Annotated in this window: 26 protein-coding genes; 24 read left to right on the top strand and 2 right to left on the bottom strand. The window is 36.3% G+C overall.

From position 1 onward, the window contains the following. The first annotated feature begins 171 nt into the window (after positions 1 to 171). The 4 genes from ltrA (at position 172) to BK580_RS15090 (ending at position 4701) form a co-directional block, all read left to right on the top strand. Complete coding sequence (gene ltrA / locus BK580_RS15105) at positions 172 to 1500, top strand: group II intron reverse transcriptase/maturase (RefSeq protein WP_078380098.1); 1329 nt, start codon at positions 172 to 174, stop codon at positions 1498 to 1500. A 364-nt stretch (positions 1501 to 1864) separates the two neighbouring features. Next, positions 1865 to 2839: a siderophore ABC transporter substrate-binding protein gene (locus BK580_RS15100; protein ID WP_078381142.1), complete on the top strand. Its 975-nt coding sequence runs from the start codon at positions 1865 to 1867 to the stop codon at positions 2837 to 2839. Between the two features lie 18 nt (positions 2840 to 2857). Beyond that, entirely contained in the window at positions 2858 to 3436 is a 579-nt protein-coding gene (locus BK580_RS15095; RefSeq protein WP_078381141.1) for a nitroreductase family protein, read from the top strand. A 341-nt stretch (positions 3437 to 3777) separates the two neighbouring features. Then, positions 3778 to 4701, top strand: a complete 924-nt coding sequence (locus BK580_RS15090) for a DUF6612 family protein (RefSeq protein WP_139364909.1) — start codon at positions 3778 to 3780, stop codon at positions 4699 to 4701. A gap of 62 nt (positions 4702 to 4763) precedes the next feature. Here the strand turns inward: BK580_RS15090 and BK580_RS15085 are convergent, their stop codons facing one another. Then, positions 4764 to 5312: a hypothetical protein gene (locus tag BK580_RS15085; RefSeq protein ID WP_078381139.1), complete on the bottom strand. Its 549-nt coding sequence runs from the start codon at positions 5310 to 5312 to the stop codon at positions 4764 to 4766. A 116-nt stretch (positions 5313 to 5428) separates the two neighbouring features. Here BK580_RS15085 and BK580_RS15080 point away from each other — a divergent pair, with 116 nt between their 5' ends. From BK580_RS15080 to BK580_RS14980, 20 genes are all read left to right on the top strand, one after another. Further along, positions 5429 to 6349, top strand: coding sequence for a phosphatidate cytidylyltransferase (locus tag BK580_RS15080; RefSeq protein WP_078381138.1), 921 nt, complete (start codon positions 5429 to 5431; stop codon positions 6347 to 6349). Between the two features lie 17 nt (positions 6350 to 6366). Further along, positions 6367 to 6930: a maltose acetyltransferase domain-containing protein gene (locus tag BK580_RS15075; RefSeq protein WP_139364908.1), complete on the top strand. Its 564-nt coding sequence runs from the start codon at positions 6367 to 6369 to the stop codon at positions 6928 to 6930. 301 nt (positions 6931 to 7231) lie between these two features. After that, positions 7232 to 7624 (top strand): hypothetical protein, encoded by a 393-nt coding sequence (locus tag BK580_RS15070; RefSeq protein ID WP_078381136.1) that lies wholly within the window; start codon positions 7232 to 7234, stop codon positions 7622 to 7624. Between the two features lie 15 nt (positions 7625 to 7639). Beyond that, positions 7640 to 8188: a GNAT family N-acetyltransferase gene (locus tag BK580_RS15065; RefSeq protein ID WP_078381135.1), complete on the top strand. Its 549-nt coding sequence runs from the start codon at positions 7640 to 7642 to the stop codon at positions 8186 to 8188. 511 nt (positions 8189 to 8699) lie between these two features. Continuing rightward, entirely contained in the window at positions 8700 to 9677 is a 978-nt protein-coding gene (locus BK580_RS15055) for a YncE family protein (RefSeq protein WP_078381133.1), read from the top strand. Then, positions 9667 to 10344: a response regulator transcription factor gene (locus BK580_RS15050; RefSeq protein WP_139364995.1), complete on the top strand. Its 678-nt coding sequence runs from the start codon at positions 9667 to 9669 to the stop codon at positions 10342 to 10344. Before BK580_RS15055 ends, BK580_RS15050 begins: the two co-directional genes overlap by 11 nt. Positions 10345 to 10348: 4 nt before the next feature. Further along, complete coding sequence (locus tag BK580_RS15045; RefSeq protein ID WP_078381131.1) at positions 10349 to 11734, top strand: sensor histidine kinase; 1386 nt, start codon at positions 10349 to 10351, stop codon at positions 11732 to 11734. A gap of 79 nt (positions 11735 to 11813) precedes the next feature. Further along, complete coding sequence (locus BK580_RS15040; protein WP_139364994.1) at positions 11814 to 13190, top strand: PepSY-associated TM helix domain-containing protein; 1377 nt, start codon at positions 11814 to 11816, stop codon at positions 13188 to 13190. A gap of 14 nt (positions 13191 to 13204) precedes the next feature. Beyond that, the gene (locus tag BK580_RS15035; RefSeq protein ID WP_169865036.1) at positions 13205 to 13675 is read left to right on the top strand and encodes a FixH family protein; all 471 of its coding nucleotides are present in this window, start codon (positions 13205 to 13207) and stop codon (positions 13673 to 13675) included. Between the two features lie 401 nt (positions 13676 to 14076). Then, positions 14077 to 15060 (top strand): stage II sporulation protein P, encoded by a 984-nt coding sequence (gene spoIIP, locus BK580_RS15030; RefSeq protein WP_078381128.1) that lies wholly within the window; start codon positions 14077 to 14079, stop codon positions 15058 to 15060. Positions 15061 to 15579: 519 nt separating this feature from the next. Then, on the top strand, positions 15580 to 16680 hold the full coding sequence (locus tag BK580_RS15025) for an endospore germination permease (RefSeq protein WP_078381127.1): 1101 nt from the start codon (positions 15580 to 15582) through the stop codon (positions 16678 to 16680). Then, positions 16664 to 18103 (top strand): spore germination protein, encoded by a 1440-nt coding sequence (locus BK580_RS15020; protein ID WP_139364907.1) that lies wholly within the window; start codon positions 16664 to 16666, stop codon positions 18101 to 18103. Before BK580_RS15025 ends, BK580_RS15020 begins: the two co-directional genes overlap by 17 nt. Further along, on the top strand, positions 18100 to 19218 hold the full coding sequence (locus BK580_RS15015) for a Ger(x)C family spore germination protein (protein WP_078381126.1): 1119 nt from the start codon (positions 18100 to 18102) through the stop codon (positions 19216 to 19218). The genes BK580_RS15020 and BK580_RS15015 overlap by 4 nt, the downstream gene beginning before the upstream one ends. 91 nt (positions 19219 to 19309) lie before the next feature. Continuing rightward, positions 19310 to 19891 carry a YdcF family protein gene (locus BK580_RS15010; RefSeq protein WP_078381125.1) on the top strand — a complete coding sequence of 194 codons (582 nt, stop codon included), beginning with the start codon at positions 19310 to 19312 and terminating at the stop codon, positions 19889 to 19891. A gap of 125 nt (positions 19892 to 20016) precedes the next feature. Beyond that, a complete protein-coding gene (locus BK580_RS15005; protein ID WP_078381124.1) occupies positions 20017 to 20496 on the top strand; it encodes a threonine/serine exporter family protein in 480 nt (159 codons plus the stop codon). Continuing rightward, positions 20489 to 21250: a threonine/serine exporter family protein gene (locus tag BK580_RS15000; RefSeq protein ID WP_078381123.1), complete on the top strand. Its 762-nt coding sequence runs from the start codon at positions 20489 to 20491 to the stop codon at positions 21248 to 21250. Before BK580_RS15005 ends, BK580_RS15000 begins: the two co-directional genes overlap by 8 nt. A 119-nt stretch (positions 21251 to 21369) precedes the next feature. After that, positions 21370 to 21990 carry a SafA/ExsA family spore coat assembly protein gene (safA, locus tag BK580_RS14995; RefSeq protein ID WP_078381122.1) on the top strand — a complete coding sequence of 207 codons (621 nt, stop codon included), beginning with the start codon at positions 21370 to 21372 and terminating at the stop codon, positions 21988 to 21990. Positions 21991 to 23094: 1104 nt separating this feature from the next. After that, complete coding sequence (locus tag BK580_RS14990) at positions 23095 to 23610, top strand: GNAT family N-acetyltransferase (RefSeq protein WP_211279035.1); 516 nt, start codon at positions 23095 to 23097, stop codon at positions 23608 to 23610. 11 nt (positions 23611 to 23621) lie between these two features. Continuing rightward, the gene (locus BK580_RS14985) at positions 23622 to 23960 is read left to right on the top strand and encodes a hypothetical protein (protein WP_078381121.1); all 339 of its coding nucleotides are present in this window, start codon (positions 23622 to 23624) and stop codon (positions 23958 to 23960) included. 11 nt (positions 23961 to 23971) lie between these two features. Next, positions 23972 to 24526 carry a GNAT family N-acetyltransferase gene (locus BK580_RS14980; protein ID WP_235864053.1) on the top strand — a complete coding sequence of 185 codons (555 nt, stop codon included), beginning with the start codon at positions 23972 to 23974 and terminating at the stop codon, positions 24524 to 24526. An 82-nt stretch (positions 24527 to 24608) separates the two neighbouring features. Here the strand turns inward: BK580_RS14980 and map are convergent, their stop codons facing one another. Then, the gene (gene map, locus BK580_RS14975; protein ID WP_078381120.1) at positions 24609 to 25361 is read right to left on the bottom strand and encodes a type I methionyl aminopeptidase; all 753 of its coding nucleotides are present in this window, start codon (positions 25359 to 25361) and stop codon (positions 24609 to 24611) included. Between the last annotated feature and the right edge of the window lie 12 nt (positions 25362 to 25373).

The raw sequence follows: 25373 nt of genomic DNA, 5'->3' as shown, positions 1-25373 counted from the left end.
CTTCATATCGGAGAGTAATGACGAACAAGCGATAACAAAGTGAGGGCTGTCAAACGCTTAAAGGAAGTCGGATAGTGGCATAGTACCTATTAAAATAATGATAGGAAAGGCCATTACTCGTCATCGACCTTGAAAGAGACACACTTACTACACACGGAGGTAGAGAGAGAAGTGGAAACAAAACTAGCAAGGATAACAGAATTAGCGAAATCGAATCAAGATATAGTTTTCACTTCGTTGGCTCATTTACTTAATGAAGAGAATCTTAAACAATGTCACCGAGAGTTGCCAAGCAAGAAGGCAACAGGCATAACTGGCATGACAAAGGCGGAATATGACACAAATCTGGATGAGAACACCAAAAGACTAGTGGGGAAATTAAAGAAGAAGGCTTATCGTCCTATCCCAGTAAAACGAACATACATCGATAAACCTGGAACGAAGATGAAAAGACCACTGGGTATCCCAGACCACGAGGATAAAATCGTTCAACAAGCCATTGGGAAAATTCTCAAAGCCATATTTGAGCATGAGTTCCTGGACAGTTCCTTTGGATTTCGACCAGGTAGAAACTGCCACGATGCATTAAAGATTCTGAATGTGTATATTGAAGAACGCCCCACCAACTATATAGTGGATGTTGATATTAAAGGATTCTTTGACAACGTTAATCACGAGTGGATGATGAAATTCTTGAAACAACGTATCAATGACCCAAACTTCTTAGGAATTATCGCTAGGTTTCTAAAAGGTGGGTACATGGAAGAAGGTAAATATTTCGATACGGATAAAGGAACTCCCCAAGGGGGTATCATTTCACCAATTTTAGCGAACGTATATCTACATTATGTCCTAGACTTATGGTTCGAAAAAGTGGTTCGTAAACAGTGTAATGGTCAAGCTTACATGGTCCGTTATGCGGACGACTTTGTGTGCTGCTTTCAGTACAAAAGCGATGCAGATGCCTTTTACTCTGCCCTTATCATGCGTTTACAAAAGTTCCATCTTGAAATTGCAGAAGATAAAACGAAAATCATTTCCTTTGGTCGTTATGCAGATAAAGATAGTAAGCGGAATGGACAAGGAAAACCACCAACATTCGATTTCTTAGGCTTCACTCACTATTGTAGTGAGAGTAAGAAAGGGTCATTTAGGGTTAAACGGAAGAGTAGTAAGAAGAAAGTAACAGCCAAGTTAAAGAAACATAAGGAATGGCTCAAAGCTAATCGAACAATGGACATCAAGGACATTATGAAAAGCATTAACCGTTCCTTAACAGGCTACTACAACTACTACTGTATTACCGATAACACTCAACATGTCGAGAGTTTTCTGTATCGTATCCGACTACTATTGTTCAAGTGGATGAACCGAAGGAGCCAAAGGAAATCATTCACATGGGAGAAGTTCAACATATTTTTAAGTAAATATCCTTTGAAGAGTCCAAGGGCGAAAGTAAACATATATCAACTGAAGAAAGACATTAGCTACATTTTGTGAAGGGTGATGAGAAGAGCCGTGTGCGATAGTATCGCATGCACGGATCTGTGAGGAGTGAGGAGAACACAGTAAAAGTGTGGCTCCCGCTTACTCGACCGGGAAGTAGCGTTTTGTGGAGACCCCACAGGAGCGCCAGCGACGAGGAGGCTCCACAAGCGCCCCGGGGAATCTTGTGGCAGGAGCGGAAATCGAAAGGGAGTTTAACAGTACTCTATTTATTTTTAGGTCTTCCTAATTGCTAAAAGGAGGGAACATAAATTGCAAGACTCACGACAAATAACGATACATACCGGAAACATTCCATAATTGCATGAAAGTTTCCAAGTTATAAAGCATCAAACAAAAAAACTATGAGGTGAAAAACATGAAAAAAATATCGATCCTATTATTAACTTTCATTATTGCGATTGTAGCAGCTGCGTGTGGATCTGAGAACGCAACTACTAACAATGCAAAAAAAGAAACAAACGAAACAGCGACAGGAACTGCTGTAAAAGAGTCAAAAGAACTAACGATTACACACCAATTAGGTGAAACAGTTGTGACAAAGAATCCAGAAAAAGTAGTTGTATTTGATTTTGGAATTCTTGATTCATTAGATAAATTAGCAGTGGAAGTAACAGGTGTACCTCAAGCGAATATCCCTCCTTATCTATCAAAATATGAGGATGCAACATACGAGAATGTTGGCAGCTTGAAAGAACCTGATTTTGAAAAAATTCATTCCTTAAATCCTGATTTAATTATTATCTCTGGAAGACAATCGGATGCATATGAGGAATTAACGAAGATTGCTCCAACCATTTTCTTAGGAGTAGACACATCTAGATATTTAGATTCATATAAAGAAAACATGATGACACTTGGTGAAATATTTGAAAAAGAAGATACAGTAAAAGAAGAGCTTGAAAATGTGGAGTCTTCCATTAAAGCTTTAGCTGAAAAAGCTTCTGAAATGGATAAAACTTCTCTTATTATTTTAGCAAATGAAGGTAACATAAGTGCGTATGGTCCTGGTTCGCGATTTGGTATCCTTCACGATCAATTTGGATTCGCAGCAGTAGATGAGGGAATTGAAGTATCCACTCACGGACAAAATATCTCATTTGAATATATAATGGAAAAGAATCCAGATTACCTTTTCGTAATTGATAGAGGAGCTGCTGTTCAAGGAGAATCTTCAGCGAAAGAGCTATTAGATAACGACTTAATGAAACAAGTTACTGCAGTAAAGGAAGATAATGTGGTTTATCTTGATCCTAACTATTGGTATCTTTCTGGTGGGGGCTTAATTTCTGTTTCCGAAATGGTAAAAGAAGTAGAAGCGGCTTTGGAATAAAGTAGGAGGTTAATGTAAATGTCTAGCTTGATAAGAAAGGTTATCCGTGAGAGACGGACAATTCGCAGCTTTATTGATAAAGATATTCCAACCAAACTTTTGGTGGAGTTATTACAGGATGCAAGCTTTGCTCCCAATCATAAGCATCGTGAGCCATGGTCATTCATTCTGTTTCGTGACGAGGCGAAAGAAAAGCTTAGTGAAGCAGCCTTGAAAAGAGTACGTGAAAGCGAAAAAATGAAGGCTCTAACGTCTGAAAAGCAAGTAGAAAAAATCAATAAGATGAAAAACATTTATCAGCAATGTCCAGCACATTTAATTGTCCTTTGTGATGTATCGGATAACAAGAAAGTTTATCAAGAAGACTATGCTGCAACCTCTGCTTTTATTCAAAACTTTCAATTGCTGGCTTGGGATCATGGGATAGGCATGGTATGGAAAACTCCGCTCTTTATTGAGGATCCATCATTCTTTGATGAACTTGGGATAAATGCTACCAAAAAGATAGTGGGGCTTTTACACATTGGCTACCCGTTAGACATACCTAAAACCAGAGAACGAAGTAATATCGTAGAAAAGTTAGAGATTCGTAAGTAAAGGTTTATTAAAGTACAGCGGTGTTTAACAGAGCCAAATTATAAAGAACAGAGCTAAGTGAAATTCCTAGCTCTGTTTTTTGTCGTTCTTTTTTGAATGTTAGTAAGATGAACATCTTTCTTTATGCCAATTTGCATGATTTACATAGTAAAATATTCCTAAAAATGTCTGATTATGAAACCTTTTTCTTTTCTAAGCGTAAACATACTATCGGAGAAACTAGATGAGTTATAACTACTCAAGGAATAAAAACTATCTTGAAAAAAATGTTAGTTTTAACCTTGAAAAAAGGGTAATGAAAGATGAGTAGTAAAAGAAAAAGGTGAATGGGAGAGGATTTAGTGAATCGATTAAAAATGTGGTTTATAGGCTTTCTTGCGGTAATGCTATTAACAGCTTGTGGGAATGCAACTAATGGGAATGTTCAAGAAAATGAAAAGAAAACTGATAGTACTGAAAATGAAGTCGAGTCAGAAGTATCGACAGAGCCACATGCTTTAACCGCTGACGAGGTACTAAAAAAATCAACAGAAGTCATGGCACAATTAACTAGTTATTCCATGGAAATGACTGCTAATCAGGAAATTTCTATGGGGGGAGAGGATCCGTTAAACATGGTTACTACAACCAATACGGATATGACCATCAATCCCCTTGTTATGTACCAAGTGACAACGATGGAAGATGCAGATAGTCTGATGGGTAGCATGGAAACGGAATCCTATTTTTCACCTGAAGGTATTTTCTTTTTTGATGGGATGGCGGCTCAATGGTTTAAAATGCCAAGCGAGTTTGCAGCAGAAATAAGCGCCCTTTCTGAAATACAAACTAATCCTGCTGAACAATTAGAAATGTTAAAAGCTTTTTCAGATGATATGACAATGAAAGAAGAGAACGACGTTTATGTCCTAAATATTGAAGGTTCAGGGGAACAGTATAATGAAATGATTTCAATGTTTAGTGGGATGATAGGCGATGATATGGGAGCAATGATGCAAGAAATGCTTTCTATGATGACAATAAATCAATTAAACTATGAAGTTCATGTAAATAAAGAAACCTTCTACCAAACAAAAGTAGTTGTAATGATGGATATGGAAATGGATTTAGAAGGCGAAAAGATGGTCAGTGTTCAAACAATGGAATCGACTTTTTCTAACTTTAACGAAGTTAGTGAAATAATAATCCCACAAGAAGTACTAGATAATGCGGAAGAAATCTCATTAGATGATCTAGAGTTGATAGAAGAAGAAAATGGGATCTAAGTAAATGTTAAGAGGGCGAAGAGTAAATAAGAACTCTTCGTTCCCTTACTATTTTGATAGTGTTAAATCCTCGTTTTCACTGGCTCATAATCATACAACTTGCCCTCATACATCCATTCCAAACGATTGCTTTTTCGAAAATCATCAGGAGTTACAAGGGAAGGGAGTTTGTTCCAAAGTTTAATGCCAGATCGGTGTAAGACATCTGAAACAAACTGTGAGCAAAAATAAGAGGAGTCTATTTCAACCGGTTCATTAATGGATACTCCAAGTACCCCTAAAAGATTATAAAACCACTTCTTTTCTTTCTTTTGAAACACTCCAATAAGTCGCTTCATTTTAATTATTTCCCTTGGTGTAACAGGTAATTTATAAATAACGCAGGTGGTACCTGGATAATTTCGATAAGTCCCATACTTCACATCTTCTTTAACAAAACCCCCATATAGTGGATTATTTGGTTTTTTACGACCAAAACTGTATAGTTCTATTAAATCAGAATCAAAGGATATGGAGACATGGTTATAAGGAGCTTTTGTATATTTTTTAATGGAACGTGTAAAAAGTGTACCTGTATCGGTTAATAAAATATACACATACTCTTGGTTCATAGTAATCATACTCCAATTTATTAGATTGAAAGAAAGTAATTCAATTTTATTATACAATTTCTCTTGACCAAAATTAACCATTAATTTCATAATGAAAGATAGACAGGGGGGAATTAATGTTTGAGATAGAAGCAATTATTACTTTACTTATTATAGCAATGGGATTATGCGCATTTAGCTTGGTTTTTTATACCGTTAAAAAGAATAATCCAACAAAAGATTTTTCCGATTTATCTGTCCGTGTGAAAACGTGGTGGGGAATGCTGGTCGTTTTTAGTATTGCGACGCTTTTTAACCCATTAGTATCATTATTTGCACTTATGTTTTTATGTTTCTTTTCTTTAAAAGAATACTTTTCTATTTTAAAAACACGAAAAGTGGATCGCCAGTTATTTTTATGGGCTTATTTATCCATTCCACTCCAATTTTATTGGATCTATATCGGATGGTACGGAATGTTTATCGTCTTTATTCCAGTATATGTTTTTTTGTTTTTGCCATTACCAAGGATTTTAGGGAAAGGGACAGTAGGGTTTCTCCGATCCGTAAGCTCGACACAATGGGGATTAATGCTTATGGTGTTTGGGTTAAGTCATCTAGCATTCTTTCAAACTGCAACACCTGAGTATGGGGCGAATTTAGTTTTGTTTTTAGTCGTTCTTACTCAATTACATGACGTTATCCAATTTCTAGTGTCAGTGTTTATTGGAAGGAAAAAAGTTGTTCCATCTTCTAATCCGAATATTACTTGGGAAGGATTTATTATCTCAACCTTTGTAACGACAGGAGTTTCATACAATTTATATCCATATTTAACCCCATTAAATGAAGTGTTTGGTATACTATCGGGACTCATTATTAGTGTTGCTTGCTTCGGAGGGAGTTTAGCAATCTCTGTATTGAAGCGGGATTTATTAATTGGAGATGATGAAAAAGCATCTGTACTCAAGAAAAGCTATTTAACAAGGGTAGACAGCTTAGCCTATTCGGCTCCGATATTTTTTCATGTGATTCGATATTATTTTGATTTTATGTAGTAAGAGGAGGAATAGAGATGAAAACAGAAAAAGAAAAAATGCTTGCTGGTGAATTGTATAAAGCTTGGGATGAAGAATTATCAAAGGAAAGAATCCATGCAAGGAAGTTAACGAGAATATTTAATGAATCAACAGAAACTGAGGAAGAGAAGCGGAGTGAGTTATTAAAACGACTTTTCGGTTCCACTGGCAAAACGATTAACATAGAACCAACATTTCGCTGTGACTATGGCTATAACATCCACGTTGGAGAAAATTTTTTTGCAAACTTTGATTGCGTCATATTAGATGTCTGCAAAGTTGAAATCGGGGAAAATTGCATGTTGGCGCCAGGTGTACATATATATACGGCAACCCACCCTGTGGATCCAATAGAACGTAATAAAGGTCCAGAATACGGGAAGCCTGTGAAAATTGGAAATAATGTCTGGCTAGGTGGTAGAGCAGTTATTAGTCCTGGAGTGACAATTGGGGACAACGTGGTGGTGGCTGCCGGGGCAGTTGTGACGAAGGATGTTCCAGATAATGTAATAGTGGGAGGGAACCCTGCAAGAGTAATAAAAGAAATAGAAGTTAAGTAAACAAAAGAAACTATCATTTTTTCTAGTAATCGTTGCATATAATGTAACGATTCTTCTTTTTATGCAATTTGCTTTGTGGAAATTTTTTTCGAATTTTTGACAATCTCAAGCTGATGATTAGCTAAGGATCACAGAGCTAACCCAGCCCGCGATCGTTACCATCTGGCACGGAAATCATCAGGGTATTCAAAGGGGTCACCTTATTTTCATGGTAGCCTAAGTAGTTAAAAATAGAAAAGGATTTCTCATTGTTGTTATCGAAAGTTAAATACTAGGGGATTTAAAGGGGAGGGACGAGCTTTTGGAAAAAGAGGAGCATTCATTTTTTGATCAACCAATTGTAGCCTTTGGCTTACCTATATTAATTATGCTTTTTGGGATGTTTCTATTAGTAGAAGCTCATAACTCAGGAAAGCTCAAGTATATTCCAGTTGTATTTATTTTGCTTGGATTATCAGAAATAATCAGAGCTTTCATGAGAAGAGAATATCGTCCTACAAAAAGAAAACGGGCAGAGATTAATCAGAAAAGTGGTCATGTTGCATATTTATTAATGGCAACTAGTGTAGTATTTTCCGTTCTTTTTTTAATAATGGAAAAGATATCGTTGGAAATGGTACTGTACATTCAGCTTTCTATGGCGATTGTCGTATATCCTCTATTAAAGCTGATCTTTCTAGTGAGGAATTCTTAAGATGGAGGGGTAAAGATGCTATCGGGCAGTAAAAAAAGACGGAATCAGTTAGAATCTAGAAACCTAATTCTTCGCCAATTTACATATGAAGATTGGAATGAAGTCCATACATATGCTTCACTCTCAGAAGTTTATCAATATCAACCATGGGGTCCAAATACAGAGAAGGATTCACAAAACTACGTACAGGAAATTTTACAGTCGTATGTAATGAATCCTCAAACACGTTTCGCATATGTTGTTATACACAAGGAAACTAAGCTGTTTGTGGGTGCAATTGAACTTCATTTGTCAGTTGGAAAAAAGGCTGAACTCTCTTACGTCCTTCATCCAAAGTGGTGGGGGCAGGGGTATGCAACAGAGGCAGCAGAATTACTAGTTAATGATGGATTTAATAGGTTAAAATTAAATGAAATATGTGCAACCTGTGATACACGAAATCTGGGATCTGCTAGAGTGTTAGAAAAAATCGGAATGACTTTTCAAAAGACGATTACGAAGCATTTGCTCATTCGAGATGGGTGGAGAGATTCGAAGTTTTATTCGTTAAGAAAGGAGGAATAGCCATTACTTTTTGAAAGTTTCAGGAAAAAGATGCTTTCAGTTAATCAAACAATTCTCGATTTCGTATTTAAGCATTAGAGAAGTTTCTCATGGATTACACCGATTTGAGGAAGCGAATTTTTGTTTGGAAAGTGCGTTAGCTATCAAAAGAGAAAAGCGAGTTCCTACATTAAATGAATCTATGGAACTTGCTTTAGCATTAGAAAAATAGTTGTTCTCTTAAGCAACGGGTAAAAACATATCCAATACACTGTTTGAAATTCCAAAGCCATGCAAAAAACCTCGAAATACCTCCATTACCTCTTTCAACATAAAACCATAACATAGAAATGATTAATTTTTATGGTTGAAACCATCCAAGTTCTTCCTTCTTAATCCTATAGGCGCGAGTTCTTTATAAATTTTTTGTGTTTTATGATATTCTAGCGATATATAAACTTTTCTCACAGATTCTTCACAATTTTTGTTTAAGCTATTTATTATTCGACGGTGTTTACAGGAGTGTATGGTATTGAAAAATGTACGTCTTATTTTCATTATATTTTTATTAACGATCGCAACAGGTTGTAATAGGGAACATATTAATATTCCTTCGCTAGATTCTAATACCAGCCTATTAGTAACTAATCTTAAAGAACCAAGTATTTCTATTTTAAATTTGAAAAATGAGGAAGGGAGTAATATAGGTATTCCTTTTATTATTTCAGCAATTACAGCGAAGGATGAGAGTTACGTCTTCGCAGCAGGAAAGAATGAAAAAAATCTATTTGCTTTGGATTTTGGCAACAATGAAATGCGCCCCTTATTTGAAGTAGGTGAAGGAATAATCGATATGGAATACAACAAAGATAACAGTCTGCTTTATACGGCAAACGTGCAAAAGAATAGTATACAGATTATTGATATGGAAAAGGAATTGGTGATAAACGAAATAAAAGTAGGGGATTATCCTGTCCAGATGGAGCAACATGGAGTTTTTCTCTATGTGTTAGCAGGTGGTAGTGGTGAAATTTACGTGTTGGATTTAGATAAAGAAGAAGTTATTAAAACATTTGAGGTAAATCATCGACCGGCAGGCTTGCTATTTGATGGAGAACTTCTTTGGGTTGGCGGTCACGGAGCTTCAGGTGAACTTAATGATAGGGTTTATGCTTATGATCCAGAATCGGGTAATGAGATAACATCAGTTAAAATAGGACTAATGCCTATTTTCTTTCATCAGGATGAAGAAGATTCCCCAATATATGTACTAAGCCACGGAGATCATCGTTTATCAAGGCTTAATTCTACTACTTTTCAACTGGAGGATCAGCTTGAACTTTGTGACAACCCAAACTTTATGAGCGGGGATTCAGACTATTTATACGTATCTTGTATAGACGGAGATGAAGTAATGATCATTGATAAAAAAGACTGGAAGATTATAAATTCTTTCTCTTTTGAAGGTGGTCCATTTTTGTTATACAAAGGAGGTACTCATCTTGAGTAATTCCATTCGTATTTTAATCGTAGATGATGAAAAAGAAATGCGACAACTGATTGAGACGTATCTGCTAACGGAAAACTACGAGGTGTATCATGCAGTAAATGGGGAAGATGCACTTGATTTTCTTTTTGTGGAAAATGTTGATCTCATTATTCTGGATGTCATGATGCCAGAGATGGATGGATTTACAGCTTGTAAAAAAATTCGCCAACACTATACAACCCCGATATTGATGTTAACAGCTAAAAGTGATGAGTTAGATAAGGTGAGAGGTTTAAAGCTTGGTGCGGATGATTACGTGATGAAGCCATTTAGTCCAAAAGAATTGCTGGCAAGGATAGAGGCAATGCTTAGGCGCTCCAAACAATCTTTTTTTGATAAATTGACTTCTACTAATGTGGTCATTCAAAAGAGTGCAAGAGAGGTAAAGGTAGTGGGAGAAAAAATAAATTTAGCGAGAAGGGAATATGATTTATTGGTGTTTTTAATGGAGCATGCTGGACAAGTGTTTTCGAGAGAGCATTTACATGAGGTTGTTTGGGGAATCGATTCGGAAAAAGGAACATTAAGAACGGTAGATACACATATAAAAACACTTCGGTATAAATTAAATTTAGCAGGTGACACCATTAAGACAGTATGGGGTATCGGCTACAAATTTGAGGATTAAAGAAATGAAGTCACTTTCTATACGCCAAAAAATCTGGATTTCTATAATCTCAGTTTCTACTTTTACTATCGTAATCGTGGTTGCACTTTCCTACTATTTATATGAAACGCTGTATATTGAAAAACAATTAAAAATGTTAATGCTTCAAGGGCAAGAGCTTGAACAATCCTTTCACCAAGATGGAAGTACAGTATTTCTACAAAAGGTGGAATGGTTGAAAGAAAGTTCAGAATCTGAAATCATCTTTACGGATGATCCAATGTTACTTGCAAGTGGTGCTCCTTTTGACTCTTTTTCGGATGAGAATTTGATCACATTTTCGGAAAGACAAGAACTCCTTCAAGGAAAAACGATTAGTTTCTCTAGAATACATAAAGGTTTAAATCAAGAAGTACTAGCAGTGGTAGTTCCTTTAAAAGAGCATGAGCGCTTAGCTGGAGCGGTATTTTTATATTTACCTTTGACTGCGATAACAGAAGCCTTTCAACCAATCCGTATGATTTTATTTGGAGGTCTCGTTATTATAGTGTTTCTTCTTTTTTTAGTTGGAATGAAAATTACTAATGAACTGGTAAAACCAATCAAAGAAATGGATCTTGTTGCAGGTAAGATGGCAGAAGGAGATTTTGCTAAAAGAGTAGCGGTCGTCGGGAAGGACGAGCTTTCCAATTTAGCATCTTCGATTAACACGCTTTCGGCAAGTTTGGATGAAGTAGAACAAAAGCGGAGAGAGTTTTTAGGGAATGTATCTCATGAGCTTCGAACACCGATTAGTTATTTAAAAGGGTATAGCGAGGCGATTGTAGAAGGAATTGTCGATCATAAAAAGTATGCAGAAATTATTTATAAAGAATCAGATAGAATGAATCGTCTCGTCCATGATTTACTAGATTTAGCGGAGCTTGAAGGAGACACTTACCCGATTAATCAAGAGCCAGTTATTGTATCGGAAGTGATCCATGATGTGGTGGAAAGATTTGAACTGAAGCTAGCTGAGAAGCAGATTTCAATAGAAACTGAACTAGATGAAGCTATTATTGTAAAAGGTGATAGAGACCGTATTGATCAAGTACTTACGAATCTCATTAGTAACGCAATACGATATAGTTTGGAACAAAAAGAAATCAGAATGACACTCAAACAGCAAAAAGATAAAGCAATATTCATTATTCAAGATCAAGGAGTTGGAATTCCTGAAAAAGACCTTTCTCATATCTTTGAGAGGTTTTATCGTGTCAATAAAGCGAGAACTAGGCAGGATGGCGGAACTGGTTTAGGGTTATCTATAGTACAGCAAATTGTAAAGAAGCATGAAGGGGAGGTAAAGATTGAATCAGTAGAGAGCAAAGGAACGACGGTGACGATAACTTTGCCGATTTTTTCTCTTTGAACTTCATTCTTTTTTCACATTTATTTTTTATGCTATGCATACAGAGAAATTTTTCAAAGGAGTTTGTATGCATATGGAAATGAAAGATAACTTACAAGAAAAGAGCGGTAAACAAGTGCGAAATGGCATTTATCACACGATGTGGCGATGGCATTTTTATGCAGGGCTTGTTTTTGCTCCTTTTTTGATTGTGCTTGCTTTTAGTGGAGCTGTCTATTTATTTAAGCCACAAATTGAGTCGATGCTTTATCAAGATTTATTTTATGTAGAGAATGTGGAACACCAGACTTTATCTTCAAATGCACTTGTGGGCAATGTGAAGAAAGCTTATCCAGATGCAGGAGTCACTGGCATTACAATTTTCGCAGAAGATGAACGTACAATGAAAGTGGGAACCATTCAGAACGGGGAACTGGTGAGTGTATTTGTAAATCCTTATTCTGGAGAGATAAAGGGGGCATTGTCAGTTGAAGAAGAGTTCATGACAATTATTAAAAAGTTACATAGCGAGCTCGTTGTCGGGGGCACAGTTGCGAACCGATTAGTAGAGCTTGCGGCATGCTGGGCAATTATTTTACTTGTAACTGGTTTGTATATTTGGTGGCCAAGAAATCGAGCAGCCATCTGGGGCACAATCCTCCCGAGGTGGAAAAGCAAAGGAAGGACATTTTGGAGAGATATGCACGCAGTACCGGCATTTTGGTTTTCCCTCGGATTACTATTGCTCATTTTAACGGGATTACCATGGTCTGGTGTGATGGGGGAACAAATTAATCGTCTTGCTACCTCGACGAATTCAGGTTATCCTCCTTATGCATTAAGTTTTATGGAGAAACCAGAGTCTATTACAGTCACTAAGGATATTGCGGAGGATGTTCCATGGGCGGCTGAAAATGTACCTGTTCCATCATCAATAAATAACCAATATGTTCCGTTAGCGATTCATGATATCGTTCGGATTGCTGAGCATGAACAAGTTCAAAGGCCTTTTTCCGTAACCTTTCCAAAAGGAGAAACTGGGGTATTTACAATTGCTACATCCCATTCTAAACCGTTTGACAGCGCGACCTTGCATATTGACCAGTACAGTGGTGCGGTGTTGACAGATGTTCGCTTTGGAGATTATGGAATAATGGCAAAAGCTATTACTCTGGGTATAGCACTACATGAAGGGCGTTTATTTGGACTTATGAATCAGTTAATAGGTCTCGTATTATGCATCGGACTAATCGGTTTAATCATAAGTTCGCTTGTGATGTGGAGAAAAAGAAAACCTAAAGATCGTCTTGGTGCACCTGGAAAACAAGTGGATAAGAAGATTAAGAGGGCTGTTACGCTAATTATGTTAGGATTTGGTATCATTATGCCGTTAGTTGGAATTTCTATCATTGTTATTTTGATTTTAGATAAAGTTGTTTTTACTAGAATAAAACCGTTAAAAGAATGGTTAGGGTAAGGAGTAGAAACGTAATGAAAAATATTAGTCTTATCTTAGTAACGTTAGGTATCTTTCTTATGGGATGTACAAGTGTCCAAGAGGAAGAAGTGGAACTAACGGTTATAAATGTCGATATCCAATTACCTGAAAAAGTACAGACCAACCAATCTATTGAACTGAAAACTCACGTGAGACAAGGCGAAGAAAACGTAGAGGACGCACAGGAGGTTCAGTTTGAAATTTGGAATGTCGAAAAAGGAAAAGAGGCTAGTAAGCTAGTAGAAATTTCCCATCAAAGGGACGGTATCTACCAAGTGGAAGAAGTCTTCGAAAAAGAAGGAATCTATCGAGTACAAGCTCATGTGACAGCCCGAGGGATGCATGTAATGCCTACGAAGCAACTTGTGGTAGGTGATTTATCACAAGAAGAAATAGAGAGAATTTTAGGAGAAGAGTCTAATAAAGAAGAAGAATCTCCTACCGATGATGGAAATCATCATTAACTTATAGATATAGTAAACTGGAAGAAGGTAGAGTCAGATAAAAATGACTTTGCCTTCTTTTTTTAGCTTCGTTAAAACTTATTGTTAATTAGAGCGGGATTCATCAGGGAGTTTCAACAGTAGCCTAATTATTTTCAGGGTAACATTTTTCAAAAAAGAAACCTATACTCTTCTAACTATTTCAACATTTGCATACAAATAATAGAAAAAGGAGGGAGTTTACTATAGAGGTTACGAAGAATCAAACTAGGAATGTCTTTATTATATATCTGAACAGTACCATCATAGCCATCATTATGACATTTCTATTAATCGCTTCTATCAGTTCAGTCTTTTCTAATAGAATGTCATCTGAAATTATCACTTCATGGTTAGGCAATATAAATGAAGCTAATTTATATTTGAACATAATTCAGAGCCAAAATCACTATTTAGTAGGGAAAGATGTAGTGGTAGAAAAGCTACCTGTCCAATCTATTATTTTTCAGCTAGCAACAAATATTAAACCTAAAGATGTAAGAAGCCTATTAGGTAATGAACTACCTGGTTTTTTTGCCTATGAAAACCATATATATTTCGCAAGTCAAGGAACAGACGATGTTACTTTATCGCATGAATCTGCTCCGCCAATGGAAGTTTTGTTAAAAGAAAGGGAAATTGCACAAGAACAAATAAATCAATATAAAGAGAATCATAATGAAACAGCACCGCCGTCAGAGAGAACGATGGAGGAGGAATTGGTCTATATCTATCATTCTCACAGTTATGAGTCTTTTTTGCCGCTACTGAAAGATGCTACCATTCCTGTTGAGGCAATAAGCAATAACCCGGAAGTTAACGTTATAGCTGTTGGAAACATGTTAAAGAAAGAATTAAAAAATAAAGGTATAAATGCGAATCACGATATGACCAATGTAACGAAAGAATTACATGCTAGGGGATGGAAAGCATCACAAGCTTATCAATATTCCAGGGAAGGATTACAAGAGGTTCTAGCTACGAATAATGAAGTGAAATATGTCATTGATATTCATCGAGATTCTGCTCGAAAAGAACACACTACTGCAATTATTAATGGGAAGAGCTATGCTAAAGTGATGTTTGTAGTAGGTGAAAGTCATAAGGATTATAAAAAGAACATGGAGTTTGCAACTAAATTAGATAATGCCATGGAAGCAAAATATCCCGGAATTAGTAGGAAGATATGGCCGAAAAATAAATCCCAGGGGAATGGTGTGTATGGTCAAGATTTATCCAATAAATCAATCCTCTTAGAAGTTGGCGGTGTAGATAATAATTTAGAAGAACTTCATAATACGATTAAAGCATTTGCTGAAGTATATAGTGAGATCCTTTGGAAGGAAAAGGACGCGGGAGCCTTTTAATAAGTATGTAAGGATGTGAGTTCGATTAGGAATACATTTAAATGGTTATTATTTACTTTTGTTTCCACGATTATTTCTTTTTCGATCTTTCACTGGATTGCAACTCTAGCTTTTTTTATTGCGGGAATCATTCTAATGTCCCTTTCTTTATATGAAGAATTTAATTTCTAAGTTTATTTATGTTGAGAGTGAGATATTAATCTACTCTCTTTTTTGAGTTAGAAAAGGTGAGTATTCACATTGTTATAGTCTACTTGTAGATGGTGTGTTAAAAGATTTATGACTAAGTTGCTTGAACGGGATATGTATGTAGAAATAGCTTTTTTTCATAGCCTTCCTTGTTCTGTAGGAGGTTCTAGAATCGCAAATCAACAGGACGTTCAACTGATAACCAAGTCATTTTCAGGGTAGCCCAAATAATAATGAAAAACCCGTTTTGCCAACATATTTTAATATCCATTCGAATAAAATTATCTTTTCTTGTAATAATAAGGAAAAACTATCCGTGAAGGGTGCATCATGAAATCATCATTGAAATTTATTTCTATTGTGTTCGTCATTATGCTATCAACAGGTCTTTTCGCACATGTCCAAATCATTCCTCCGCTCGTAACTGTAGCAAAGAGGGATGCTTGGGTTAGTATTTTAATGGCAATTCTCCCTCTATTGATTATCAGCTTTTTATTGTCAAATATGAGTAAAATACTTAACAAACTTTCATTAGTTGAATTTCTGAAAAATAGCAGCACCTCAGTAGTTTATTATATTTCCTTACTGCCGCTAGCACTTTATTTATATGTCAGTGCATGGATAACAACGAAAGATATTGTTATCTGGAGTAAGATCAGCTATATGCAAGATATTCCGGTTTTTGTTATAGGTTTTTTTCTTGTTTTCTTATGTTTTTGGGGGTCGGAGTCAGGATTAAGGGCTATTATAGCTGCTGGGTGCATCCTATTACCATTTGTCACTTTTTTAGGTTTTTTTGTAATGCTCGGGAATATAAAAAATAAAAATTATGAGTTATTATTGCCAATTTTAGAAAATGGATATGGGCCGATAACTCATGGCGTATTGTATTCTTCGATGCCAATTCTAGAGTTAATTATTTTGCTTTTTTTTCTCCCACAATTAAAGAAACCATTAACGAAGAAAAAAGTATTCTTAGTTGGATGTATTATTTTAGGTTTAATGGTAGGACCTACTGTAGGTGCAATTGTGGAGTTTGGTCCTCATCAAGTAAGTCACTTTCGTTATCCTGCTTTTGAACAGTGGCGCATCCTAACCATTGGAAAATACTTTTCTCATGCAGATTTTTTGGCTATTTTTCAATGGTTAGCAGGGGGATTCATTCGAATATCTCTATATGTATTAATAGCTGTGCAAATTTTGGGGAAAGGAAAAAAGTCCCTTGGTTTGATGATAGGAATGTACCTTGTTATGTATGCAGGAGTTATTCTTCCGATGGATTTAAGTACGCTGTATTCATTCGTTAATGAGCTATTCTTACCTTTCTCCTTATGTGCACTGGTGGTTTATCTGCCATTTCTATACTTTATTCTTTGGAAAAAGGGCAAGAAGAGAATACGAGGTGGTATGAGTAGTGGCTCAAGTTCATGAGATTGATTTATCACTAGACGCTTTACAAGAACTATTCAATCAATCTTCTGATGTGAGGATAAAATCAGAAGAAGAAATAATGGGAAAACCAATTATTATAATTTATTGTAAATCCTTGGTTGATTCTAGTTTATTACATACATTAAGGATGCCTTTTCTAAAGGATAAAAAAAATCTTTCCACCGCATTTCAAGAGGAGAAGAAGTCTTTAGAAGAAGTAACTGAAGATTTTATCGTCCAAGAGGTATTTGACGGGAAACTTGTGCTAATAACTCCAGAAGATGATGGGTTTATCTATTTATATGATATTAGCAAGATCCCATCTCGTAATACAGAAGAATCCTCTACAGATATTTCGATTAGGGGACCGAAGGATGGGTTTATAGAAGAAAGAATAACAAACATTGGTCTAATTAGGAAGCGTTTAAAAACTAAATCCTTGGTAATGAGGGATTACATAGTAGGAGATAGATCTAAAACAATTGTTACTTTAGTTTATATAGAAGATATTATCAACCAAGAAATTTTATCGAATATTAAGGAGAAAATGGAGCAAATAGATATTGATGTTCTTACAAGTAGCTCGATGTTAGAAGAATTAATTGTGGATACGCCAGCGTCCATATTTCCTTTAGTTAACTATAGTGGGAGACCAGATTTTGTTGTGGATTCACTAAATCAGGGACGTTTTGCGCTAATTGTTGATGGTGCGCCAACTGTATTAATCGCACCTTCAAATTTTTCCTATCTTTTTAAAACACCTGAAGATGCAAATGTTAACTTTTATTATGCCACCATAGAAAGGTTATTGAGGTTTCTTGGTTTTGCGGTCACCTTATTTTTACCAGGGTTTTATACCGCGCTAATTACACATAATGTTGGTCAGCTACCATTACCTCTTATTGCGACAATAACGGTATCAAGACTTGGTCTACCATTTCCTGTATTTCTTGAAACTCTCATTATGTTAATAATGTTCGAATTATTTAAAGAGGCGGGTGTCAGGTTACCGAAATCAGTTGGGCAGACGGTAGCTGTCCTTGGAGGATTAATCATTGGTGATGCAGCTATTAGAGGGGGCATTACTTCTCCAACGATGTTAGTAATCATTGGTATTACGGCTGTTGCAAGTTTTACATTAGTGAATCAATCATTATTAGGTAATGTTTTTATAATCAGATTATATATTTTAGCATTAAGCGCATTTTTTGGAATCTTTGGTTTTATGATAGGTCTCCTATCTATTGTGCTTCTTCTTTGTAGGCTACAATCTTTCGGGATTTCATATATGGTAAACTTTCTTGAATTTAATATGAAGGATATACTATATATTCTTTTTCGCAACCCAGCAAATTTAGCGAATAAAAGGTCAACATCATTAAAACCGAAAGATAAGACAAGGATTGGGGGGACTTCCTCATGAGAAATATAATATTGTCATTGATCTTAGTTATTCATTTAGTTTTAGTAGGTTGCAGTGGAACTAAAGAAGTGCAATTCTTAGCTTATGTAGTTGGATTGGGTATTGATTATATCGATGATGAATATCAAGTTATATTGCAATTTTTGGATTTTTCGAATGTTGCTAAAACAGAACAAGGAAAGGCTAATGAATCGATACCTGTGTGGTTGGCAAAGGGAAGTGGAAATACTGTTGAAACTGCTATAGAAGAAATTTATAAAAACATCCAAATACAGGTGAATTATGATCAGCTTAATTTATTTTTACTTGGTGAAGGAATCTTAGAGAGAAACTTACAAGAAACCCTCCAGTCGCTAGTTTCTAATTTTAACGTCAGGCTTACTGGATGGGTTTATGGAACGAATGTGGATTTGGAAAATGTGTTTACAGCCAAAATGCCATTTCAATATCCCTATTCTATTTCAAGAATGAATCAGCCACAAGATATGCAACATCAGAATTCAACCATTCCACCTATTACATTTAGAGAACTGCTCTATATGTATAATGAAAAAACCAAAACGATGTTAATTCCCTCTATAAGTTTAGAGGATCAAGTTATACTTCAAAATAAAAAAGGTATCATCACTACTTATATCAGTGGCGCATATTTAGTGAAAAATCAAACATTTTTGGGCTGGTTGTCTGAAAATGATCTATATGGATTTATACAAGTTAATGAAGCATCACGCCGGAATATAACTGTTATTGATGTAGCAAACACGCTTTCGGCTATAGAAGTTTTAAAACCTCATACAAAATTGGTCATGAAAAAAGAAGGCTATGTTCTCACCTCTCAAATAGGCGTGTTAGTAAGAGAGAGTATTGAGGGGCTGAACCTAAACAAGATTAAAGAGAAGGTAAGCGAAAACATAAAAAAGGATGTGATGAATTCTTATCAAAAAGGAAGGAATTTAGGAGCAGATATTTTTAATCTAGAGGATCATGCTTTTCGTCATCATTATGATGATTGGAATGCTACATTTAAACATCAATCTGTACCTGAGTTATTGGAGGTAGAAATAAACATTAAGCCTGTTAGAAGTTATGATAAATTGCGCGAAGAAGAACTTTGATCTTTCGAAAACATATTCTCCCTTTTTTGGAACTATACCAATTAACTATACGTTAAATAAGTAGATAAAGATTTTTTTGAATGGTAGGGGAATGATGTTGAAGAAATTAAAGTGGAAAAAGCTGCTTCTCCCTCTAGGATTTATTTTAGGTATATATTTGATAACAGTACATGCTTTTATCTATCATACCGCTAAAGAACAACCCCCAAATGAGGTGGACTATTTAATAGTACTAGGGGCAAGGGTGAAAGGCGAACAAATGACTCTAGCATTAAAATATCGAGTAGAAGCTGCGTTGGATTACTTAAATGAAAATCCAAGTACGAAGGTAATTGTTTCTGGAGGACAGGGGCCAGGAGAAGACATAACAGAAGCAGAAGCAATGTCACGTTTTTTGTTGGCACATGGGATCGAGAATGAGCGAATCATTAAAGAAGGTTCTTCGACTACTACATATGAAAATTTATCTTATTCTAAACAATTCATGGAAGAAAACGCATCTGTAGCAATTGTTAGCAATGATTTTCATCTTTACCGTGCATCTATCATTGCCAAACGTTTGGGGTTTCAAGAAGTGCATACACTACCTGGAAAAACTCCGAAAATTGCTATCTTTAAACTTTGGACGAGAGAGTATGTGGCAGTAGCAAAAACATGGTTAGTGGATAGATGAAGTTAGTAATCATATATGAAAATTACCCAAAGAAACTAACAGAGTATTTTTCTCTGTTAGTTTCTTTGGGTTCTTCCTTCAAAATGCTATATAATAAGCTTTATTAGAAAAAATGAGGTGAAGCAATGGGATATATCGGGTCACAAATATTATTTAGTTTTATTGCTTCGGCAGGTTTTGGAGTAATTTTTAATGCGCCAAGAAAATCGTTAATTCATTGTGGCTTTGTTGGAATGGTCGGATGGATTTCATACATACTATTAGCTGATGCTGGAGTGGATCCGGTAATTGCTTCTTTTGTCGGTTCGTTCGCAGTTGCCTTAGTAGGACATATAATGGCGAAGCGTTTTCGAATGCCAATGATTATTTTTAGTGTTGCAGGAATCATCCCGCTTGTTCCTGGTGGGATTGCTTATAATACAATGCGCAATCTTGCTCAAAATGATTATTTAGCAGCTATACCGTTGGCAGCAAAAGCATTTATGATTTCAGGTGCAATTGCAATGGGGCTTGTGTTTGCTGAGGTTCTTGTACAAAGTGTGATGAAGGTGATTAAAAAGTCGAGTGGTGAATCAAGTAAAGAGGTGAAAAGGGCAAATGAGTAGAGTGGTGGAGCATAGCGCAGAACAAGTTATAAAGGTATGTCTTCTAGCAGGTAAAATCATGATGGAAAGTGGAGCGGAGACATACAGAGTAGAAGACACCATGACTCGAATTGCTGCATCATATGGAATAACAGAAACGCATAGTTTTGTGACGCCAACTGGTATTATTGTTTCACTTAAAGGGACTAACCCTACTCAACTAGTGAGAATCAGTAATCGATCGACAGATTTGGAAAAGGTTGCTCGAGTAAATAGCATTTCTCGACAAATTTCCAGTGGTCAGCTAGATGTTGAAGTTGCATATGAGTCACTTAAGGAACTTGAAGCGTCCCATTTAGCCTTTCCGATTTGGATTCAAATACTTGCAGCGGCGATTGCAAGTGGTTCGTTTTTAATTATGTTCAAAGGAGTTTGGGGTGATTTTTTACCAGCAATAATTGTAGGGGGGATAGGATTTGCAAGCTTACTTTGTGTTCAACATTATACACAGGTTAAATTTTTTGCGGAGTTTATCGCTTCCCTGATTATCGCATTTCTTGCTTTTCAGATGGTTAATTTCGGGATCGGTCAAGAACTTGATAAAATCATAATCGGATCAGTCATGCCTCTCGTTCCAGGACTCCTAATAACCAACGCAGTCCGCGACCTAATGGTAGGTCACTTCGTATCTGGCCTATCTAAAGGAGCCGAAGCCCTACTTACCGCCTTCGCAATCGGCGCCGGAGTAGCCGTTGTATTTCTATTATTACAATAAATACCATATGGTGCCAGGCCCCTTTTGGGATTTAAAGGTATGGTTCTTTGGAGTTTGATTTTGTTTTCTTACAATAATTTCTTGTTTCTATTTTTGGTTATTCATAATAGAGTAAGAGTATGAAAAATTTAAAGAAAGTCCTCATACCCTTGTCGATTGTCGCTTTAGTCTTAGGTGGAAATACTGCAGCATTAGCAGCTACAAGTCATACGGTACAATCCGGTGATACGATGTGGAAAATTGCTGTTAAGTATCAAGTAGGTGTTTCAGAAGTGATAGCTGCGAACCCTACCGTTAAGAATCCTAATCTTATCTACCCAGGTCAAAAACTTAACATTCCAGAGTTAGGAGAGGAGAAGTCACTAGAGGAACAAGTTGCTGTTCTAGTGAATCAAGAACGTAGTAAACATGGCTTAAAACCATTAAAAATGAATTGGGAGTTATCTAGAGTTGCAAGATACAAGTCCCAAGATATGATAGATAAGAATTATTTTAGTCATACGTCTCCAACATATGGATCTCCGTTTACGATGATTAGTAATTTTGGTATTACTTACCGAGCAGCAGGTGAGAATATTGCTGCTGGGCAAAGAACACCACAAGAGGTCATGAATGCTTGGATGAATAGTGATGGCCATAGAAAGAATATTTTGTCTACCCAGTATACTGAAATTGGGGTAGGTTATGCGAAGGGTGGCCGTTCAGGTCATTATTGGACGCAAATGTTTATTTCAAACTAATGAATGACGACGAGCAGTGAGATTCCTTTTGTGAATCCACTGCTTTTTTGTTTGGTCAATCCAGCTACTACAAGGTGACCCCTTTTAACGCCCTGTAAATTTCTGTGCTAGGTGGCAGCAATCGTGGGCGGTCTTGGGAGCCTTCTAGGCGTCAGGGCATGTGGATTTTGTAAGAAAGGAAAAGCATGACCTCTGAATTGCCCAAATCAGAGGGAAAAGAAAGAGGTCAAGGAGCGCTCTTATTGGTATCCCGAAACGCGCTTCTTTAAGCAAGAGTCTACAATTTTCGCTTAAATAATTAGTTTGAGCTAGTTAAAAACCATAAGACGAGATAATGTTTTAATTTTCGGAAAAGTGTAAAAATAAAGCTATAAAAATTTTGAAATATGCTATAAGATAATACTAAATAAATTGAAAGTGGTGATGACAAGATGACGTTTCCTGTCAATAAGCAGGGTTCTTCCTTGTCCTGTCAAAATAATAGAAAGAGACTCTATAGCAATGGAGGAGGAGCCGATAGTAGCGCAACAATTAACGAATGTATTTGCTAAAGACTGCATAAAGAATAATTAAGATACCTTAACAGTAAAACAAGGAGGACTTTCGATGAAAATTATCTATCTCATAGCCTTTTGGTTCACGGTATGTGTAGGGGTAGAATGTGCTAAGGCAGAGAGTTTAAAAAGTGAGAATAATGAATAAGTAGTTGTTAATCCATATGAAATAGTATAGTAGCCAATTTTAAAAGACAGAAGATAACACACTATACTTTTGTGTTTAGTATCATTTTATTAATCTGTTATCCATTACAATCAGAGTTTATTATTGAGGAGAATGCTCTTCATTCATTTAAGAATTAATCTGCCACTTTTCTCCTCTAGGTTAAACAAATAAATGCAAACTATTTTCTTTTTATATAGACCTCTGTATTCCTCAACCGCTTTTCTTCGTTTGATTCCTGTAACGGCCATATTTGCTTTCATAGTAGGTGTGTATTCTGTTAACTTTTTGAAAATATTTTAAAAAATATTCTATTCCATTTTCCTAAAAAATAATATACTAATACAAGGATAAAAGCATAGAATACTAGAAAGGTGAATCAGCATGAATAACTCAAATTTAATAATTCGCTCTGCGGGTTTAGATGACTTGCCAGCTATTGTTTCGATTTATAACTCCACTGTTCAAAGTAGAATGGTTACGGCAGACACTCAGTTTGTAACAGTTGAGGACAAGCTTGCTTGGTTCCATGAACATAATGAGGAAAGAAGACCATTATGGGTGGTGGAAGAAGCAGAAACACGGACAGTATGTGCTTGGTTAAGTTTTCAATCATTTTATGGTCGTCCAGCTTATGAGGCTACTGCAGAAATTAGTATTTATCTCCATGAAAGCACAAGAGGGAACGGATTAGGGGCATATCTGTTAGGTAAATCATTAGAGGCTTGCCCGTCTCTTCATATTGAAAATCTATTAGGATTTATCTTTGCACATAATGTACCAAGCCTTCGATTGTTCCAAAAATTCGGCTTCGAAAAATGGGGTTACTTACCTCAGGTGGCAGAATTGGAAGGAATAAAGAGGGATTTAGTGATCTTGGGTAGAAAAATAAATATGTAAAGGTGATGCGGATGCGGTTGAAATGGACACTGTTGATTATAGGAGGGATAGTACTTATAACAGGAGTGCTACTTTCCTTTAATCCTAATGTACGAGGTGCGGCAAAACTTGCCATTACTGGTTCTCCAGTTGTTACTCTTGCGTCAAAGGAAGATACCAAGACCGTTATGACAAAAATGAATGCTGGGGATGGGTTTAAAGAGGTGTTATGGCTTATTGAAACAGATGGTTGGCTGTTAACGGACCAGATAGGTTCGACACTTATTTTTTCGAGAGACGAAGAAAGTCTCGTTTTAATGATGAAAATGTGGACAAACCAATATATTGTGGCGGAGATGACAGAAGGGTGAGGTGAACTGCATTGAAACCAGTTCCAATGTTAAGAACGGAGCGTTTACAATTACGAAGTTTAACAATGAAAGATTCTGAGGAAATTTATACGTATTTCTCTAACCCAGAAATGACTAAGTATTACGGTATGGAGCCATTTCAGTCTAGATTAGAAGCGGATAAATTTGTGAAAGATTTTCTTGATGATTATACGATGCTATATCGGTGGGGAATCGTGGAAAAAAAGAGCAATCAATTAATTGGTACATGCGGCTTTCACGCTATTTCTGAAAAGCATCTTCGTGCAGAAATCGGGTATGAAATAAATCTACCATACTGGGGAAAAGGGTATGCAACCGAAGCCATTCAAGCACTTGTGTTTTTTGGATTTGATTCTATGAAATTTCAACGAATCGGAGCAAATGTCTATCCTGAAAATGCAAGTTCAAGAAGGGTATTAGAGAAAGTAGGATTTACCCACGAAGGATTGCTGAGAAGCTATCTTTTTCAAGGTGGAGTCTTTCACGATGCAAATGTATTTTCCATATTGAAAAGGGAAGTGCTAGGCAGCAATGAAGAGTCGTGATCAGGAGATGACTCTTTTCACTTTATTCCTTAAAGATGGATAAAGAACGCGGTTCAGCTCACAGGATGACCGCGTTCTTTAGTTAGTCATCCTGTGAGGTTAAAATAAGTGGACCGTCTTTAGTAATGGCGATAGTGTGTTCATATTGAGCGGACAATGTACCATCCAATGTTCTGGCTGTCCAGCCGTTATTATCGAGACTAGAGTACCACGTACCAATATTAACCATTGGCTCAATAGTGATAACCATTCCTTCTTTTAGTCTCATTCCTCTTCCTTTTGAGCCAAAGTGAAAGATTTGCGGCTCTTCATGTATCGTCCTTCCAATTCCATGCCCAGTAAAATCTCGAACGACGGAATAGTCATTTCCTTCTACAAAATCCTGGATAGCGAAGCCGATATCTCCGGTTCTATTTCCAATCACAGCTTGCTCTATCCCAATGTATAGAGCTTCTTTCGTTATCTTTAGAAGGTCATGAGCCTTTTTACTAACTTTTCCTACTGTATAAGTCCAAGCAGAATCTGCTAAGGCACCATTTAAATTGACAACACAATCAATTGTCACGATGTCCCCATCCTTTAGAGCTTCATTTCGTGGAAACCCGTGACAAATTTCATCATTAATGGAGGCACAAGTAGCATATTCATATCCTTTAAAACCTTTTTGTTCAGGTGTCGCTCCATGTTTAAGTAAGAATTTCTCGACAAATTGATCGATTTCCATGGTTGAAATCCCTGGTTTTATTCTAGTTCTTAGTTCTTTATGACACGCAGCAAGTAATTTTCCTGCTTCGTGCATCAATTTTATTTCTCGCTCACTCTTGATGGTAATCACTTAACTTCACTC

It is taken from the genome of Sutcliffiella halmapala, from assembly GCF_002019665.1.
GTDB lineage: Bacteria > Bacillota > Bacilli > Bacillales > Bacillaceae_I > Sutcliffiella_A > Sutcliffiella_A halmapala.
This window is presented reverse-complemented; position numbering and strand designations above follow the sequence as displayed.